Consider the following 17,257-nt stretch of genomic DNA (forward strand, 5'->3'; position numbering starts at 1 on the left):
AGATTTTCATAGAATTAAAAACTGAAAATTCAAATTTCATGTTGAGAAAGTTTTTTGTATCGAAATATATGAAAAAATAGGGATTTTTATTAAAACAGAAAAAGATATTTCTATTTTAGTAAATTATGATATAGTCTAAATAATCGTGTTTTTCCATAAATGTAATTATTTTCATTTTAGTTTTGTTTATATGAGGGAAGGAGAAGTAATTATGAAGTTTGATGATCAACGCTTACTAGGAGTACGATTAGGTTCTGTGCTTGTGACAGAGGAAAATCAATATTTAGTAATTAAGAAAAAAGATCATTATGCACTATTAAATATACATAATTTAGAATGCACACATGTTGAAGTGCAGTTAGAACATTTGGAAGAAATGTTGCGGGAAGATTTCCAAGAAAGTATAACGGAGATTATCGCACCAGAACATATAAAAATTGTTGCGAAAAATGTTATATAAATAAAGAAGCTGGAAGGAACAGCTTCTTTATTTTCATTATAAGGATAACGTTTTTACAACCTCACCAATGATCCCTTCCATTTGATGAACACCTAAATCGGAATTAGTCATAATAACAGCACCATTCCCGCAGTATGGATAACAAACCATCATACATTGAAATCCAACGCCCCATCCAAGTGAATATATTTGTAAGTCTTCATTTGAATCATCTAGAAAAACACCTAATCCAGTCCATTTTGAGCAACCTTGAGAAGAAATCATGTCTATTACTAATTTTTGAGAAAGTTTTAGTTTGCCCTTTCCTTGTAAGGAATGAATGATTTCAATAACTAAAGCTGATAAGTCAGTTGGTGTTGTCCAAATACCTGAAGCAGCTGCAAATGGATAAAATGGATACTTCTCATTTGTTACAGTTCTATCTTTATTATGTCCGCAAGCAAAAACGTCGGTTTTATCTATGTCTTGTGGAGAGAAAAGTGTACTGTTTTTCATTTGTAGTGGCTGGAAGATGTGTTCTTCTAATAACTGACTAAATAATCTTCCTGTAATATCTTCAAGTAGTAGTTCGGTTATACAAAAGCTTGCGTCTGAGTAGTGAAATCCACTTTCTGGTTTATAAGTTACCTCTATAGGTACGGGACAATATAGTGTTTTACCAGAAAGGAGCTCAGACATATTAGGTAATCCTTTTGCAGGTGTATAATGTTCAAAACTATTAGGTGGATCAATGAGTCCAGATTGATGGCTTAATAAGTTTCTCAAAGTGATGCTTTTTTGTGAAGTAAATAGATTAGTAGGAATGTTCCAAGATGTGAGTTTATCATTTACGTCTTCATCTAAATGCACGATACCATGCTCTGATAATGTTAGTACGAGCATTGTAGTGATGAATTTGCTGATAGAACAAGAATTAAAGAGAGAATTTGTAGTAACAGCTCTAGTTGTTCCAGCTTCAAGTGTTCCAAAGGCAGTCGCTTCATCTAGTTTGCCATTACGTATAACAGCGAGGCTTAAACTTGCAACGGAATATTGATTCATTTTCTCGTATATATTGCTACTTTTTAAGTTCATGGTGACTCCTTTCTTTAAAGACAGAATATTATTTTTATTATACAGTAGTAAAAAAAAGAAAACACTTCTTCATTCACCAATGAAGTGTTTTCTTTTTTTGTTAGTTTGAAGTGAACTTTTGAAAAGATTTGTCTCGGTACATGTACATAACCGATGAGATTGTTATTAAAGAAATAATGATTTGTTTGTTTTTAATTGGTGCATTGAAAACAAGCCAACCAACTATATCAAATAATAAATGTAGCAAGATTGAAAGAACTACAAATTGAAGTAACGTATTTAAAAATCTTTTCATAAAGTGTCCCCCTAAAATAATAGGTTTTATTAACAGTTTGATATAGTGGCATTATACAGTAAATGTTTCATGTGGTAAAATTTACATAAGTTAGTGAAATAAAACAAATGAAAGTTAGTAAAGGGGAACATTTATGGAATTCTGGATGGTTATACTGATATTAGCCTTTGGTTTCATTTATATCGCTGAAAAATTAGCTACAATTGAAAAGAAAAATGATGCGCGTTTAAAGAGAATTGAAGATAGATTACAATTAATTACGAAAGAAATGGGAATTGTAGAAAGAGAACCTGAAATTAATAAAGAACTACGCCAGCTTGTAGAAGAAGGAAAAAAAGTTACAGCAGTTAAGAGAGTAAGAGAAGCTTTTGGTTTTTCCTTACTAGAAGCGAAGCAATATGTTGATAAATTATAAAAAAGATCATCCATTTGGGTGATCTTTTTCACTGCACCATGCGTGCATTTACATAAGCCGCGATTATAAAGTGTCCAATTATATGGAACAAACATTTGAGATAAATTGTCTAATATAGGTAATAACTATTTAGCTTGAAAGAAAGGGTTGATGACATGAAAAAGAATACGTTGTTAAAAGTAGGATTATGTGTAGGTTTACTAGGAACAATTCAATTTGTTAGCACAATTTCTTCTGTACAAGCATCACAAAAGGTAGAGAAAACAGTAATAAAAAATGAGACGGGAGCCATTTCAATATCTCAGTTAAACAAGAATGTATGGGTTCATACGGAGTTAGGTTATTTTAATGGAGAAGCAGTTCCTTCGAACGGTCTAGTTCTTAATACTGCTAAAGGACTAGTGCTTGTTGATTCTTCTTGGGATGACAAATTAACGAAGGAACTAATAGAAATGGTAGAAAAGAAATTTCAGAAGCGCGTAACGGATGTCATTATTACACATGCGCACGCCGATCGAATTGGCGGAATAAAAACGTTGAAAGAAAGAGGAATTAAAGCGCATAGTACAGCATTAACCGCAGAACTAGCAAAGAAAAGTGGATATGAAGAGCCACTTGGAGATTTACAAACAGTTACGAATTTGAAGTTTGGCAATACAAAAGTAGAAACGTTCTATCCAGGGAAAGGACATACAGAAGATAATATTGTTGTTTGGTTGCCACAATATCAAATTTTAGCTGGAGGCTGTTTAGTAAAATCTGCGGAAGCTAAAGATTTAGGAAATGTTGCGGATGCGTATGTAAATGAATGGTCTACATCGATTGAGAATGTGCTGAAGCGATATGGAAATATAAATTCGGTAGTACCTGGTCATGGAGAAGTAGGAGGCAAGGGATTACTTTTACATACATTGGATTTATTAAAATAAGAAATTGTAGAAATACAAAAGAGAGGAGAAATAATTTTCTCCTCTCTTTCTTCTAACTATATTTAAATGCTGAATCTGTCGATTACGTCAGCATATATTACTGAGATTTTAATTCCAAGTATACAAATACTAGTACTGTCATAATTGCAATAACAACGTAAGTAGCATCAAGCATTATAAGTGTTTTTAAAGTTTCAGTCATCGTAATTCACCCCTGTTATAAAAATATAACATGATCTTTTTATTGATTGGATAAGAGATCATAAAGATAAAATGTATATGAAATTTCTTAAGTAGCTTCTATATAAATATATCATATAAATAATGTAAGTAATGTTAAGATAATGTAAATGTATTGTAAATAAAGAGGTTTACAATGAAGGCTTTAATAAAAAAATGATAGTTCCTTAAAATAAAAAATACGCTATTTTCATATGAGATGAATTGCAATTATTTGTATAAGGGATTCAAAAAAATTTTTTCGGTGTATATATTTCTCCAAATTAATTATTTAGCTATTTAAAAGTATCGAAAGATGTGTGCACACTAATGTATATTTTTTGGATGTCAATAAAAGTATTATGTCAACAATATGAACTGTCACAAATCTTTATATATTATTGTGATTGATATCACATCACTTTTTTTCAATGGGTATTATGCTTAAGGTGTAATGAATGATTGGGAGAGGGTGGGATGATATGTTTTGTTATCAATGTGAACAAACGCCAACAGGCGGATGTAAAGTAATGGGTGTTTGTGGCAAGAATGAAACGATTGCGAGTTTACAAGATACGATTGTGTTTGGGCTAAAAGGAATTGCAGCTTATCGCACACATGCTGCTCAGCTAGGGTATACGGATGCATTTGTAGATGCTACAACACAAGAAGCTTTATATATGACATTAACAAATTCTAACTTTAACGAACAAGAGCATATTGATATGGCTATGAAAGTTGGGAAATCAGCTTTACGGGTGATGGAGTTATTGGATGAGGCACATACGAATCATTTTGGTGTGCCAGAGCCTGTACAAATTACACAAAATCGTGTAGAAGGTAAAGCAATTGTAGTTACGGGCCATAATTTATTTGCATTAGAAGAACTATTAAAGCAAACAGAAGGAAAAGACATTAATATTTATACGCATTCTGAAATGCTACCAGCACACGGATACCCGCAGCTGAAAAAATATAAACATTTAAAAGGAAACATCGGTAAGGCATGGTATGATCAAAGACGCCTTTTTGAAAAATTTACTGGTGCCATATTAGCTACAACGAACTGTGTTATGCCAATTAAAGGCTCGTACTCTGATCGATTCTTTTCATATGAAATTGCAGGTTTAGAAGGTGTACAAAAAATTGAAAATGATGATTTTACACCATTGATTCAAAAAGCGCTAGAACTTCCAGAAGTACATATGGAGTCGGATGAACAGTTAGTGACAGGGTTTCATCATAATACAGTATTATCATTAGCTCCAGAAATTATTGATGCAGTAAAAGAGGGGAAGATAAAGCGTTTCTTTGTTATCGCCGGTTGTGATGCACCGGGAAAAGGCGGAGAATATTATCGTGAATTAGCAACGTCACTTCCGCCAGAAACGGTTATTTTAACAACTTCTTGCGGGAAATTCCGCTTTAATGATGTGGATTACGGTGTTGTACCTGGTACGGAAATTCCGCGTTACATTGATTTAGGACAGTGCAATAATTCAATTTCTACAGTGAAAATAGCGGCTGCTTTAGCTGATGCTTTTCAATGTGAAGTGAATGAATTGCCAGTAAGTATTGTACTATCATGGTTTGAACAAAAAGCGGTTGCCATTTTACTCGGGCTATTTAGTCTTGGGATTCAAGATATTCGCATTGGTCCAAAGGCTCCTGAATTTATTTCACCTGGCGTGCTTGATGTATTACAAGAAACATTTGGTTTAAAACTAGTTACAAATGCAGCAGAAGACATGGCTATGATGTTATCGTAACGGAAAAGATGTTTTCACTTAATTGTGGTTTTATAAATCATTTGTATGTGTGTGAGTAAACGCACATACAAATGATTATTAATAAAGAAAATCGCTATATCTATAAATTTTATAGAGCTTTTAAAGTGTAACACCACATGCCCATCACCTTAAGATTTTAAGTATCCCCAAAACGAAATTTCTACATGAATATCTATAATTTTACCTCTTTTTCATTTGATTTGAAAATAAGCTTTCTATTTTTAAAAACCAACGATACCACCTCAAATTATAGGAATAAAATCCATTCATTTATTAGGAAAATGGATTGAAAATAATAAGGTAGACTAAAAAGTAAAATATTATTTATGATAATCATTCTTTTATAAAATTTAAATTGGAAATAGCCCTACTCATTTTGATTGCGCATTTTCAAAATGGAGGGGCTTTTTTTACTGTAAAATCAATAACTGCATCTTATTTTTGTTGAAAAAATTCTCATTCTTATTTTGAAAGTGATATGGGTACATTTACATGCACATCAATCTTTTATTATGAAGTGGCCCTTGAATATATTGTTTTTTATTGACAGACATAAAAATGATTTATTTGCTGTATTGATAATTTGTAGACGTTATAATAAAATGTTTATGTATATGTAAACTTAATTTATTTTTGTTTGGTTTTATTGTGAGGTTAGGCAGTGTTAATAACAATAAAATAATGAATATATCACCTGTAAAAAGAATGAAACCAATACGGAGAAGATGATTTTGTTAAAAATTCGAAAAATAAGCGTTATTAGCTCTTGAAGAAAAATGACTAGAAAAATTACAAGCATATGGAAAATAGGGTTATACAAAAAGTCCTAAAGGGGGACGGAATTATGGAGAAAAGAAAGTATTCAGTAACACCACAAGATCGAATGAATTATGTATTAGGTCTTTATTCTGCAGATCAACAAATTAATGCAGTTCTTTATTTTCCTGTAGGTATATCTAAGGAAATACTTGAAGAATCAGTAAGGATAACGTTGCAATTGCAACCAGTTTTGAACAGCCGGTTTGTAGAAAATGATATTCCTTACTGGGAGGAACATTCATCTGACACTAACTCATCTATTTGCTTTTTTGCAGAAGGAAATAATCAAGAACTTGAAATAATGGCAATAGATTTTATTAAGGAACCTGGTGATCGTATTCAGGGGCCTATGGTTCAAACGAAATTATTACGGGGCACTACAATAGATATGTTAGTTGTGAAATTGTCTCATCTATGTTCAGATGGTGCAGGAGTCAAGGAATATATAAAATTGCTTGGAACAATATATACTCACCTTTCATTGGGACGGTCTAAGAAGCAAATTATAAAGGAATTTGATGAGGGAAATGAGAGTTGTCGAGATCAATCACATGTATTCAAATACGCTGGAATATCGGACATAAAAAGTGCGTATCGTCCTAACCAAGAACAACAGGCATCGTTATGGTCTTTTCCATCTCAACCTAACAAAAATAAATTTCCCCAAATGTCCGTACGGCGATTGAGCCATAAGCAAACTCTACGTTTAACCCAATGGACAAAAGCACAACAGGTTACCTTGAATGATGTAATCATGACTGCTTACTTCCGAGTTTTATCACATTTCACTGTGTATGCAGAACCTCGCACTGCAGAAAAAATGATTGGTTTGACAATTGATTTACGTCGATATCTGCCTAATAATACAACCTGTGCTATTTGCAACTTATCCGGTATGGAAATGCCAGTGATTAAAATGGAAGACGATGAAACATTTAAGCAGACTCTTGTTCGAGTTAAACAATCAATGGATAAAATAAAGTCTCAAAATCCAGGTCTTTCTTCAGCAGCAGGAATGGAGTTACTGGCAGAAATGAAGCTATCTACAGTGAAGGAAATGTATAATCAGCAATATGAACAGGCTGTACAGATGGGGATGGCGTTGCCATTACTGACAAATTTGGGAGTGATTGCTGAGGAACCTATTCAGTTTGGTCAAATTCAAGCTGAGGACGGGTATATGGCATCACCTATTATGTATGCACCATTCTTTTCAATGGGAGCAAGCTCTTATAATGGAAGGCTTACATTTACGATCGGTTATCATGCGCCGGATACATCAAAAGAAAAGGTAGAAAAATTTTTAGATAGTGTTGCTAATCAACTATCAGAAATAAAATAAAAGAGAATATAGAGAACAGATTTCTAACAGAATTGTATTTTAGGGGCTCGTATCATGTACGGATAATCTCTGGAAATTTTCTCTGACCGCACTTGCCTTTATGCTTTATATGCAATGGGAATGGTAGTGAGAAACAATTTGTATCGTGAAAAAACAAGATATATCGGTATAAAAACAATAAAACAGAGCTGATTTAAATTACACTTTGAATCAGTTCTGTTTTGCTAGTGTGATGGTCCTTACAACAAAAAAGTAGGCTGTATCCGATTAGGGTAAAGCGGATTTTTAATTTTTTTGAAAATAAAGTTGACATCCATAACTACTTAGTCATACAATGTAGATGTAATAAGTGATACTGAATAGTTCGGATTCACAAAAACTGTTCAGTAAAAAATTCGCCTTAGTACTCTGTGATACTGAATATAAGTCAGACAGAATAGGGGGTAAAGGAGGATCAGGACATGGAAAATTTAACTGAAATGCTGAAAGGTTCACTGGAAGGGTGTGTACTGGAAATCATTAGTCGCCGTGAAACGTATGGCTATGAGATTACCCGCCACCTGAATGATCTTGGGTTTACCGAAGTTGTGGAAGGTACGGTGTATACCATCCTCGTACGATTAGAGAAGAAAAAGCTTGTGAATATTGAAAAGAAACCATCAGATATGGGACCGCCTCGTAAGTTTTATTCATTAAATGAAGAAGGCCGCCAGGAGCTTGAATTGTTTTGGGAAAAATGGGATTTTGTATCGTCAAAAATTAACGTCTTGAAGTCAAAATAGGTTCATAAGATAAAATGTTCCGGCCGATACTTTGGGAATTTCTTGTTCGGTTTTATAAAAAAGGAGGAAAATAAGATGTTAGAAATGTTCAAAAAGTTAATTGGTGATAAAAAAGAGTACAAAATGATGATGGCACGAGTTGAGGATCTGCCAGAGGACTACCAATTTGTATTTAAGAAAATTCAAAACTACATGTGGAATTTTTCAGCGGGTAACGGGATGGATATGTTACACATACAGTATGAATTAATCGATTTGTTCGAAGCGGGTGCAGCGGAAGGAAGACAAGTGCTTGACATTACTGGGGATGACGTGGCTTCCTTTGCTGACGAACTAGTGGCAAATGCTAAAACTTACGTCTCCAAGTATCGTGAAGATTTGAATGAAAGTATTATGAAGAAATTGAGAAAAAAATAAATGGAATAAGTAGTACCGACTGATTAGCTGGTTACACATATGAATTGCCATCATAGCTATTCAGTTATATTTTTAACTCGGTACTAAGTAATACAGAATATCAGTGATACTAAATAGATAGAGGTAAATAAATAGTCTTCGCAAAACATTTTTATAGGGAGGAAAAAAGTATGAGTCATGCAGCGATTTCTGTAAAAGGCTTGAAAAAATCCTTTAAAGATAAGGAAGTTTTAAAAGGGGTAGATTTTGAGGTGCAGCGTGGAGAAATTTTCGCGCTGCTAGGCTCAAATGGAGCGGGAAAGACGACAACGGTCAACATCCTTTCGACACTAATGAAGCAAGATAGCGGTGAAGTAAGTATTTGTGGATTTGATGTACAGAGTCAATCAGATCATGTTCGTCAAAGTATCAGTTTGACAGGGCAGTTCGCAGCTTTAGACGGTATGCTGACTGGGAGGGAAAACTTGATAATGATCGCCAAATTACGTGGTGTTTCCAATCCTGCTCAAGTTGCTGACAATCTACTTGCAAGATTTAGCCTGACTGATGCGGCAAACCAAAGGGCAGATCAGTATTCAGGCGGGATGAAGCGCCGGCTTGATATCGCGATGAGTTTGATTGGGGCGCCAGCAGTTATTTTTCTTGACGAACCAACGACTGGACTTGATCCTGAAGCGCGAATCGAAGTGTGGGATACAGTCAAGGAACTTGCTGGTAGCGGTACAACTATTTTGCTTACGACTCAGTATTTGGAGGAAGCAGAACAACTGGCAGACCGTATCGCTATTTTGCATGGCGGAAAAATTATTACGACAGGTACTCTTGCTGAACTAAAAGAGATGTTCCCGCCAGCAAAAGTGGAGTATATCGAGAAGCAACCGACATTGGAAGAAATATTCCTTGCGATCATTGGAAAAAAGGAGGAGATGTAAATGAAAAGTAAAACAGGTGTATTACTAGGTCGTTTAATGCGTAACATTATGCGCAGTCCGGATACAATTATTACAGTGGCGATTACACCGATTATGATGATGCTATTATTTGTCTACGTGTTTGGCGGCGCAATAAAAACTGGAACGGAAAACTACGTTAATTATTTATTGCCGGGAATTTTGCTAATGGCTATCGCATCCGGTGTAGCTTACACTTCCGTTCGACTATTTACGGATGTAAAGAGTGGGCTGATGGCACGTTTCATTACGATGCCTATTAAGCGCTCATCGATATTGTGGGCTCACGTTCTAACCTCTCTGGTTGCTAATGTACTTACTATCGTGGTGGTTATTCTTGTTGCACTCTTAATGGGTTTCCGTTCCAGTGCTAATATTCTAGATTGGCTCGCGGTAGCTGGGATACTTGGGATGTTTACGCTGGCGCTAACATGGCTAGCTATCATTCCAGGATTGAAAGCGAGGTCTATGGAAGGGGCGACTGCTTACTCGTACCCGCTAGTTTTTCTTCCATTTATTAGTTCGGCCTTTGTGCCTACCGAAACGATGCCAAAAATTGTTCGTGCGTTTGCAGAGAATCAGCCTGTAACTTCAATCGTGAATGCGATTCGTGCTCTTTTATATGAAGGAACTGTTGGAAACGATATTTGGATTGCGCTCGCTTGGTGCGTAGGTATAATGGTCATCTCTTACTTTTTCGCCAGTAAAGCATTTAAACGTCAGTTAGGGTAAGAAACGTGATAAACGAAACCTTCAGGAATAATATATATTTAGAAAAGCACGGGAGATTTTCCGTGCTTTTATTATTTATCATGCTCTCATTGTAGTAAATGAAATGGTATTTAAAAATAGGATAATTATCCAGTGATAAAGCTTAATATTTGAGGCTCACTGCTTATGGAATGTATAAGCACACTCGTTTTTGTAAATCTGCTAATACTTCATCGGGTATTTCTTTGATTTTAATATCCTTCCCTAGAAAAAGCAGCCAATTTATTATTTCCGTCACTTCATCGGGATTGTTAACATTGATAAAAGTTTTTAAAATGGCTGTGGATTGGTAAGGATTAGTATAAGATATTGAAATTTTTAAAGGATGGTATTTTTTGAACTGGGCAATTGCTTTTGGTCCAAGTTCAAGTACCAAGTTGATTATTTCGTCCTTCTTACTTAGTTTTTCTAAAATCTTTTTCTTATTTAGCCTTTTGTTCGTCGTGTATGGTTCGATATTAATGAGATCATCGACAGGAAACATCATCTTCTTTTCTTTTTTTAAGTCAAACCCTTCAATGATCCAATGGCTTTTTTCTTGATAAAGGTGCAATAGATAAATTGGATAAGTCTTGATTTCTTCATCTTCTTTAATGGTAATCAATAAATGGTTATCCAAAAGAAGGATTTGAATGAGTTTTTCTAACATAGGATGGGGGAGATCAGAAAGCTCAAGTAGATCGGGATTATGAGGGTTAGTCCCTTGGAAAAGCAAGAGTTGATTTAAAAGAACGAGATCATCTTGCTGGGTTTCTGAGATGAGTCCTAGTAGTTTTTCGGCTAAAGATTGACGACTCTTTAGGTAGGGAAGTTGTTGATTCCTCGTAGCCATAAAGGCAATAAAAAGAGCTTTTACTTCATTATCAGTAAAGCGAACAACGGGCAGGATAGAGTTGTGCATAACAAAATATCCCCCGGTCCTCCCAACTTCAGCGACAAGTGGCATTCCCATAGCTTCAATTTCTCTAATGTCTCTAATAGCTGTCGACCGTGATATGTTAAATTCTTGTATAATTTCAGAAATTGTAAAGTGAGAGCGGTTGTTGATATACCGCATAATTGTATTAATCCGTTCAACTTTTTTCATTTTAGTCTCCTAAACAGTATCATTTTTTGATATGGTTTAAAGGTATTATAAACGTATCAGATGAAAAGATAAATCGTTTGATTAATAAAAAAAGAGGCAGGTTTTGAATATGAAAAATTATACGATAGAAGAAAAAGATAGCTTTATTGTGTTAGGTATTGGAACTGAAATTAAGAGTGCATACACAGACTTTGCTGGAATAAATAAAGAAAAGGAAGAATTTTGGTCGGCTGTTAAAGAAGATGGAAGGCTGGACACTTTAAAAGCTTTAGCTACAAATGAATACATTTTTTCCGTGAGCGAAGCGGTGAATAACAAAATGATGTATTATGCGGGTGTCATGACAGAAGCACAAATAGAAGAAGAATCTAGAGTAATCCAGTTTCCGAGGGGAGAATACTTAGTAGTGAAAGGGGAGGGCAAAACGGCTGAAGAGCTAAGTAATAAGTTGACTGGTATCGCCTTCGGTCAAGCTTTACCAGATGCAAATGAGTTTGCTTATGTTGGTGGACCAAATACGACGGTTGAGATGGGGAAAAGAAACGGCTTAGTGTTTGGTGAAATGTGGATTCCAGTTGTTAGGAAGTAAAGTGATAAAAGGTACGAATATGGGAAGTAGAGGCTAACAATCTTGGATTGTTGGCCTTTTTAACATGAATATAATATTCATATGTCTATTGTATTTTTTGCGGCAAGATTAAATAGCTTTTTTGTTACTTTACAATAAAGTATACTTAATATCAGTAATTCATGTAATTAGGGGTGGTTTCTATATTTAGAGAAAATACAAAAAGGATACTTCTGTCATTAGTAACAAATCCAATACTAATAATTGTATATGGGATTTTTTGTTATGAGTTGGCCTTATACTGTAAGTACGGAAGAATGAATTATAATATTTACATTTTGTTATTATGTATAGTACTTTTTATATCCATAACTACATTTACTACAATGCGGGGGATAAAAAATAGAGAATATGAATCTAAAAAATTAACAAATTCAATAGCATGGAGATCCATTTCTATTATCATTATTGTTGCAATTACATCATTTTATGGGATGCAGATTTATAAAAGTGCAATAAATTACAATGGTAAATTGGCATGGTTTATAGAAAAGTTAAAACATGAAAGGTCAGTTAAACTTAAACATAATAATATATATAAGTCTGGAGTAGAAGGTATTTTTGAAGATATAAATAAAAAATATCCTTTGCCAAAGAAATTGTATATGGCAACTGATTTTGATCTTACATTTCATTCAGATGGAACAATCACAGCGTTTGATACATTTGTTTATGGGAAAAATGATGATGGGAAAGAAGAAACTTATTTAATCTCTTATAATAAGAAGAAGTCAGAAGATATTACTATAATACGAGACGGATACGCAAAGCCTGATTATAATGATGATAAATTAGTAGAACCTTTAATTGAAACGGTTAAGGCGATTCCAGTTAAGCAAACGGTTAGAAAATGGAATGAAAGTAAGTATGGGTTGATTTATTATGGAAAAAGAAATTGGGGATCCAATACAGAGGGAATTATTAATATTACTGAGGATGGTAAGGGGCAGAGTCTTAAAAAAGCAGTTTCTGATATCATTGGATATACTGTATCTATATTTGTCCCTGGAAAAGAGCAAGAGCTAGTCCCTGCTAGATATAATTTAATAAGTGACGCAAGTTGGAGTAAATCAAAGACGCCTCCAAAAGAAGATATGCTTAAAGAGAAGAAACAACAAGATTTAAAGAATGAAAAAGAACAGTTTTTCCTATCGAAAGAAGTTGGTTATAAACTAAATATGACAGATAAAGCATTAGGGAGCGCCTTTTATTCATTAAGCAAGACTAGTGATGAAGGGAAAACATGGGAGGTTATCAATCCAGACCCATTTAATGGGGGGATTGGTAGTGTATCAGGAATCACTTTTATAAATGATAAACTTGGGTTTTTAGGAGCAATTAGGCCTTCTGGTAATGAAGGAGAGTTATATCGCACAGATGATGGGGGAGTATCTTTCAAAAAGGTAGAATATCCGCCGCATGAAGTGAAATTAGATCATACACAGTCCACAATAAGTCCTTTTGATTCACCTAGTATGCCATATGAGAAAGATGGGGTTTTTAATATGTTAGTTGGACAAGGGGCAGATGGAGACTACAATGGCGATAGTAGTGCACTTTATCAATCAAAAGATAACGGAGAGACATGGGAATTTGTAGAAGAAGTGAAAAAGAAATAATCAGAATTTTTTTTTGGAAAATAAGGTAACTACTTAGCTATACATTTCATGACGGACAGGAAGAATTTACGAGTGAAATAATTAAAGTTCTTTCTCATGCTGGAGATTGGTTAATATGGTCTACTATTCTTGCATCTTCCATCATGTATACTGTTACTTTATATAAGAATCATCCAGATATCAGAAAAATTATACATGCTCGTTTTGAAGAAATAAAGCAACGAATAAAATATTAATGTAACTAATAAAAAACGTTATTCTTTCTAGTAATTTTGCTTATTTAGAAAGAATAACGTTTTTGTTTTTTAATACTCAAGTAATAGTTTACCTGCAGTTCCTATCATATAATTTATTGAATTTTAATATACGTTATGTATAACAGATATTTACCTTATAAAATAAGGGGGGAATATTATGACTGAGACAAACGAATCTTTAGAAGTTAATTTGAAAAAAGATGTGAAGTTTTCTATTATAATTCCTGCGCATAATGAAGAAAAGTACATTAGAAAATGTTTAGATTCAATTGCAAAGGCATCAGAGGCATATAAAGAGCAAACGGAAGTTATAGTTGTTTTAAATCGTTGCACAGATCAAACAGAGGAAATAGCAAAATCTTATAATTGTGTTACATTGAAAAATAACGATAAAAACTTATCTAAAATTCGAAATGCAGGGGCTAAAATAGCTAATGGAGAAATAATCGTCACTATAGACGCTGATACCATAATGACAGAGTCTATGTTGTCTAATGTAGATAAATATTTAGCTTCAGGTAAATACATTGGTGGTGGGGTAAATGGGAAGTTTGAAAGAATATCTTTAGGAATATTTCTCTCCGCAATGTTAATCATAATCCCCTTACTTTTTAAGTACGGAGCTATATCTGTAGGGATTTTTTGGTGCTATAGAAAAGATTTTATGGCAATCAACGGATTTAATGAAAACATGCTTATGGCAGAAGATGCAGATTTCGCTAAACGTTTAAAAGAGTGGGGAAAGAAAAATAATAAGAAATTCGGTACTATTAAAAATGGAATGATAACTTCATGCAGAAGATTTGATACATATGGAGACTGGACTTTACTTAAAAATCCAAAAGTAATTTTAGCTTATCTAAAAGGAAATGATAGAAAATACGCAGATAAGACATATTATGATAACCAAGAAAGATGAAAATGGAGAAAATCTGCAGGGGAGAGCTAGTACTTTTTTAGATATAATGAGAATCCAACTTAATTTAATAGATATTATAAGAAAACCATCAATTTGATTACCCTTTTTCAAATTGATGGTTTTTATTTTTGAAATAAATATGTATTTTTTTATAAAAATATTTTTTGACCCCCATAAAACTTTGTACTCCTCCGAATATGTATAGTGAAAAAAATAAATAGAAGAAAAATGACTATGAAAGAATATAGAAGTATTAATAAAATTACTAGATTAAGTGGCATCCAAAACGGAAGGATGAAATTACCAATTATATAGAGAAGAGTTATTCAAGGATTGCAGATAAAATAGAAAATGAATAAGCAAAACGAACGGTAGAAAATAAGAAAGTAGATAAAAATACAAACTTAACTTTAGTGCCGAGAGAAAAGGAAAAATCATTAAGAAAACGTTAGACTCTAAAAATATAACTAACAGCAAGAAAACAAGACCGAAGAAAAGTACCAAGAAAATCTGGTTAAATGGTCACTTGTGTAGTGGCCATTTTGCTATTTGAAGGAGGCTGGGAGATTACAAGTGTTGAGTTTAGTAATGAAGATCTTAAGAAAACCGAAAATAGAAGATATCGTATGTAACATACAAAACAACGAAGCAGATAAAGAAGCATTTATCGTACAGTATCAGCCTTTTATTAGAAAATCAATTTCATCTGTCTGCCGCCGATATATTACAGAACAGGATGATGAATATAGCATTGGATTGTTTGCGTTTAACGAAGCAATTGAACAGTATTCCTATACAAAAGGAAAATCCTTTTTAGCGTTTGCTGATCTTCTTATAAAAAGAGATGTAATTGACTATATACGTAAGGAATCTAAACATAACTTTGTCTTTTTAAAAGAAGATGAGCAAGAGGAAATGTTAGAAATGCAAGTGTCGCTTACGGAGTATATGAAAGAGATGGAAAATAGTAACCGTAAGGAGGAAATTCTTCATTTTCAAAGTGTGCTAGCTGAGTTTAAAATCACATTCTCAGAGCTTGCTAAAGAATCTCCTAAGCATCGTGATACGCGTGAGCACTTAATAGAAATTGTAAAAATTATTATAAAAGAAGAGGAAATGATGGAAGAGCTGTTCCGAAAGAAAAAGTTACCGCTTAAACATATTGAACCGCGTGTTAGGGTAAGTCGTAAAACGTTGGAACGACATAGAAAATACATTATTGCAATGTGTATTATTTTTGCAAACAACTATACATATATTCTGGATTACATAAGAGGGGAAAAGCATGATGAATAAAGGAATTGTGATGGATATAAAAAAGCATAGCGTAGTTGTTTTAACACCAAATGGAGAGTTTATTACGTGTAAAAGAAAGGGGGATTCTTGCATAATTGGGGAGGAAATCTCATTTGATGAGCAAGAACAAAAAGCATCGCATTTTTCGATTCCTTCCTTTTTAAAGCCTGCATCAATACTTGTTGCTTGTTTTCTATTTGCAGTGTTGTTTTTCTACAACCAACCAGAAGAAAAAGTATTTGCTTACGTCTCAGTTGATATAAATCCAAGTTTAGAGGTGAGCGTAACAAAGGATTTTCGTGTTATAGATTTGCAGGCTTGTAATGATGATGGAAGGCGTATTTTAAAAGAATTGAAGCAATGGGAAAATAAACAATTGCAAGAAGTAATACGTACTATTATAAAGCAAAGTCAAGAGGATAAGTATTTAACGAAAGATAAGCAAGTTATGCTAACAGCTGTTGCAAAGGACAAGGCACTAGAACCACTTTTGGAAAAGGCAATGAAAGAATTAAAGAAAGAATATGAGCTAAAACATATTACAGTTGAATATCAAAGTAGCACAATGCAAGTACGAGAGAATGCTAGAAAAGCTGGAATTGGCACAGGTGTCTATATAAAGCAAGAGAATGAGAAGAACAAATCACTTACGCCTCCTGCCACCCCGTCTAATCCGGTGGAAAACGAAGAAGAGGTGCAATCACAACCGGAGTTATCTCCTGATGCATCACTGGATTTGTCTCCTGTAAAAGAAAAAAAATATGAAAAGCAAGAGCAGAAAGAACAAAAGAAAACAGAGGAACAGCCATCGAAGCAAATAAAAGAAAACAATGGAAGAGGATCTCAGCAAGAAAATAGAGGGAATCAACAGGAGAATAACAGTAGAGAATCTCAACAAGGAAATAATGGGAATCAGCAAGGGAATAACGGAAGAGAATCACAACAAGGAAATAATGGAAATGGGCAAGGGAACAACGGAAGAGAATCACAACAAGGAAATAATGGGAACGAGCAAGGAAACAACGGAAGAGGGTCTCAACAAGGGAATAATGGAAATGGGCAAGGGAACAATGGAAGAGGATCCCAGAAAGAAAATGGTGGAAACGAGCAAGGGAACAATGGTAGGGGGTCTCAACAAGAAAATAGAGGTCACCAGCAAGGGAATGAAAAGAAGAATCAATAGAATAT

17 protein-coding genes and 1 pseudogene are annotated in these 17,257 nt (G+C 34.0%); 15 read left to right on the forward strand and 3 right to left on the reverse strand.

Annotated features, from left to right (window positions below; translation table 11 throughout):
- The first annotated feature begins 211 nt into the window (after positions 1-211).
- Positions 212-460, forward strand: coding sequence for a hypothetical protein (locus tag DN404_RS06935; protein ID WP_000666948.1), 249 nt, complete (start codon positions 212-214; stop codon positions 458-460).
- Between the two features lie 36 nt (positions 461-496).
- Here DN404_RS06935 and DN404_RS06940 read toward each other — a convergent pair whose 3' ends face one another.
- Positions 497-1,534 carry a serine hydrolase domain-containing protein gene (locus tag DN404_RS06940; protein ID WP_113303174.1) on the reverse strand — a complete coding sequence of 346 codons (1,038 nt, stop codon included), beginning with the start codon at positions 1,532-1,534 and terminating at the stop codon, positions 497-499.
- A 100-nt stretch (positions 1,535-1,634) separates the two neighbouring features.
- Positions 1,635-1,829, reverse strand: a complete 195-nt coding sequence (locus DN404_RS06945; RefSeq protein WP_000819654.1) for a hypothetical protein — start codon at positions 1,827-1,829, stop codon at positions 1,635-1,637.
- Between the two features lie 133 nt (positions 1,830-1,962).
- On the opposite strand from DN404_RS06945, the gene DN404_RS06950 reads away from it, so the two are divergent.
- The 8 genes from DN404_RS06950 to DN404_RS06985 all read left to right on the forward strand — a co-directional run bounded on the left by DN404_RS06950 (position 1,963) and on the right by DN404_RS06985 (position 10,224).
- The gene (locus tag DN404_RS06950; RefSeq protein WP_006929472.1) at positions 1,963-2,244 is read left to right on the forward strand and encodes a hypothetical protein; all 282 of its coding nucleotides are present in this window, start codon (positions 1,963-1,965) and stop codon (positions 2,242-2,244) included.
- A 155-nt stretch (positions 2,245-2,399) separates the two neighbouring features.
- Positions 2,400-3,173, forward strand: coding sequence for a BcII family subclass B1 metallo-beta-lactamase (bla2, locus tag DN404_RS06955; RefSeq protein ID WP_046392920.1), 774 nt, complete (start codon positions 2,400-2,402; stop codon positions 3,171-3,173).
- 701 nt (positions 3,174-3,874) lie between these two features.
- On the forward strand, positions 3,875-5,161 hold the full coding sequence (hcp, locus tag DN404_RS06960) for a hydroxylamine reductase (RefSeq protein WP_002183800.1): 1,287 nt from the start codon (positions 3,875-3,877) through the stop codon (positions 5,159-5,161).
- A gap of 865 nt (positions 5,162-6,026) precedes the next feature.
- The gene (locus DN404_RS06965) at positions 6,027-7,343 is read left to right on the forward strand and encodes a condensation domain-containing protein (RefSeq protein WP_149214889.1); all 1,317 of its coding nucleotides are present in this window, start codon (positions 6,027-6,029) and stop codon (positions 7,341-7,343) included.
- Between the two features lie 461 nt (positions 7,344-7,804).
- Complete coding sequence (locus DN404_RS06970) at positions 7,805-8,125, forward strand: PadR family transcriptional regulator (RefSeq protein ID WP_000429487.1); 321 nt, start codon at positions 7,805-7,807, stop codon at positions 8,123-8,125.
- Between the two features lie 75 nt (positions 8,126-8,200).
- On the forward strand, positions 8,201-8,542 hold the full coding sequence (locus DN404_RS06975) for a DUF1048 domain-containing protein (protein ID WP_113304147.1): 342 nt from the start codon (positions 8,201-8,203) through the stop codon (positions 8,540-8,542).
- 170 nt (positions 8,543-8,712) lie between these two features.
- Positions 8,713-9,474, forward strand: a complete 762-nt coding sequence (locus DN404_RS06980; protein ID WP_000017473.1) for an ABC transporter ATP-binding protein — start codon at positions 8,713-8,715, stop codon at positions 9,472-9,474.
- A complete protein-coding gene (locus tag DN404_RS06985) occupies positions 9,475-10,224 on the forward strand; it encodes an ABC transporter permease (RefSeq protein ID WP_000837816.1) in 750 nt (249 codons plus the stop codon).
- Between the two features lie 163 nt (positions 10,225-10,387).
- On the opposite strand, the gene DN404_RS06990 is transcribed toward DN404_RS06985, so the two are convergent.
- A complete protein-coding gene (locus DN404_RS06990) occupies positions 10,388-11,350 on the reverse strand; it encodes a helix-turn-helix transcriptional regulator (RefSeq protein WP_044306819.1) in 963 nt (320 codons plus the stop codon).
- A gap of 109 nt (positions 11,351-11,459) precedes the next feature.
- Here DN404_RS06990 and DN404_RS06995 point away from each other — a divergent pair, with 109 nt between their 5' ends.
- The 6 genes and pseudogenes from DN404_RS06995 to DN404_RS07025 all read left to right on the forward strand — a co-directional run bounded on the left by DN404_RS06995 (position 11,460) and on the right by DN404_RS07025 (position 17,252).
- Positions 11,460-11,939: a GyrI-like domain-containing protein gene (locus DN404_RS06995; protein WP_000801022.1), complete on the forward strand. Its 480-nt coding sequence runs from the start codon at positions 11,460-11,462 to the stop codon at positions 11,937-11,939.
- Between the two features lie 173 nt (positions 11,940-12,112).
- On the forward strand, positions 12,113-13,597 hold the full coding sequence (locus tag DN404_RS07005; RefSeq protein ID WP_370512798.1) for a WD40/YVTN/BNR-like repeat-containing protein: 1,485 nt from the start codon (positions 12,113-12,115) through the stop codon (positions 13,595-13,597).
- 41 nt (positions 13,598-13,638) lie between these two features.
- Positions 13,639-13,833, forward strand: a pseudogene (locus tag DN404_RS07010) (hypothetical protein); the annotation flags it as partial.
- A 178-nt stretch (positions 13,834-14,011) separates the two neighbouring features.
- Positions 14,012-14,773 (forward strand): glycosyltransferase family 2 protein, encoded by a 762-nt coding sequence (locus tag DN404_RS07015; RefSeq protein ID WP_000140997.1) that lies wholly within the window; start codon positions 14,012-14,014, stop codon positions 14,771-14,773.
- Positions 14,774-15,346: 573 nt separating this feature from the next.
- Complete coding sequence (gene sigI / locus DN404_RS07020; RefSeq protein WP_002093524.1) at positions 15,347-16,069, forward strand: RNA polymerase sigma factor SigI; 723 nt, start codon at positions 15,347-15,349, stop codon at positions 16,067-16,069.
- Positions 16,059-17,252, forward strand: a complete 1,194-nt coding sequence (locus DN404_RS07025) for an anti-sigma factor domain-containing protein (RefSeq protein WP_149214890.1) — start codon at positions 16,059-16,061, stop codon at positions 17,250-17,252. The genes sigI and DN404_RS07025 overlap by 11 nt, the downstream gene beginning before the upstream one ends.
- The last annotated feature ends 5 nt before the right edge of the window (positions 17,253-17,257 follow it).

This window comes from Bacillus sp. TE8-1 (assembly GCF_008368855.1).
Taxonomy (GTDB): Bacteria; Bacillota; Bacilli; order Bacillales; family Bacillaceae_G; genus Bacillus_A; species Bacillus_A cereus.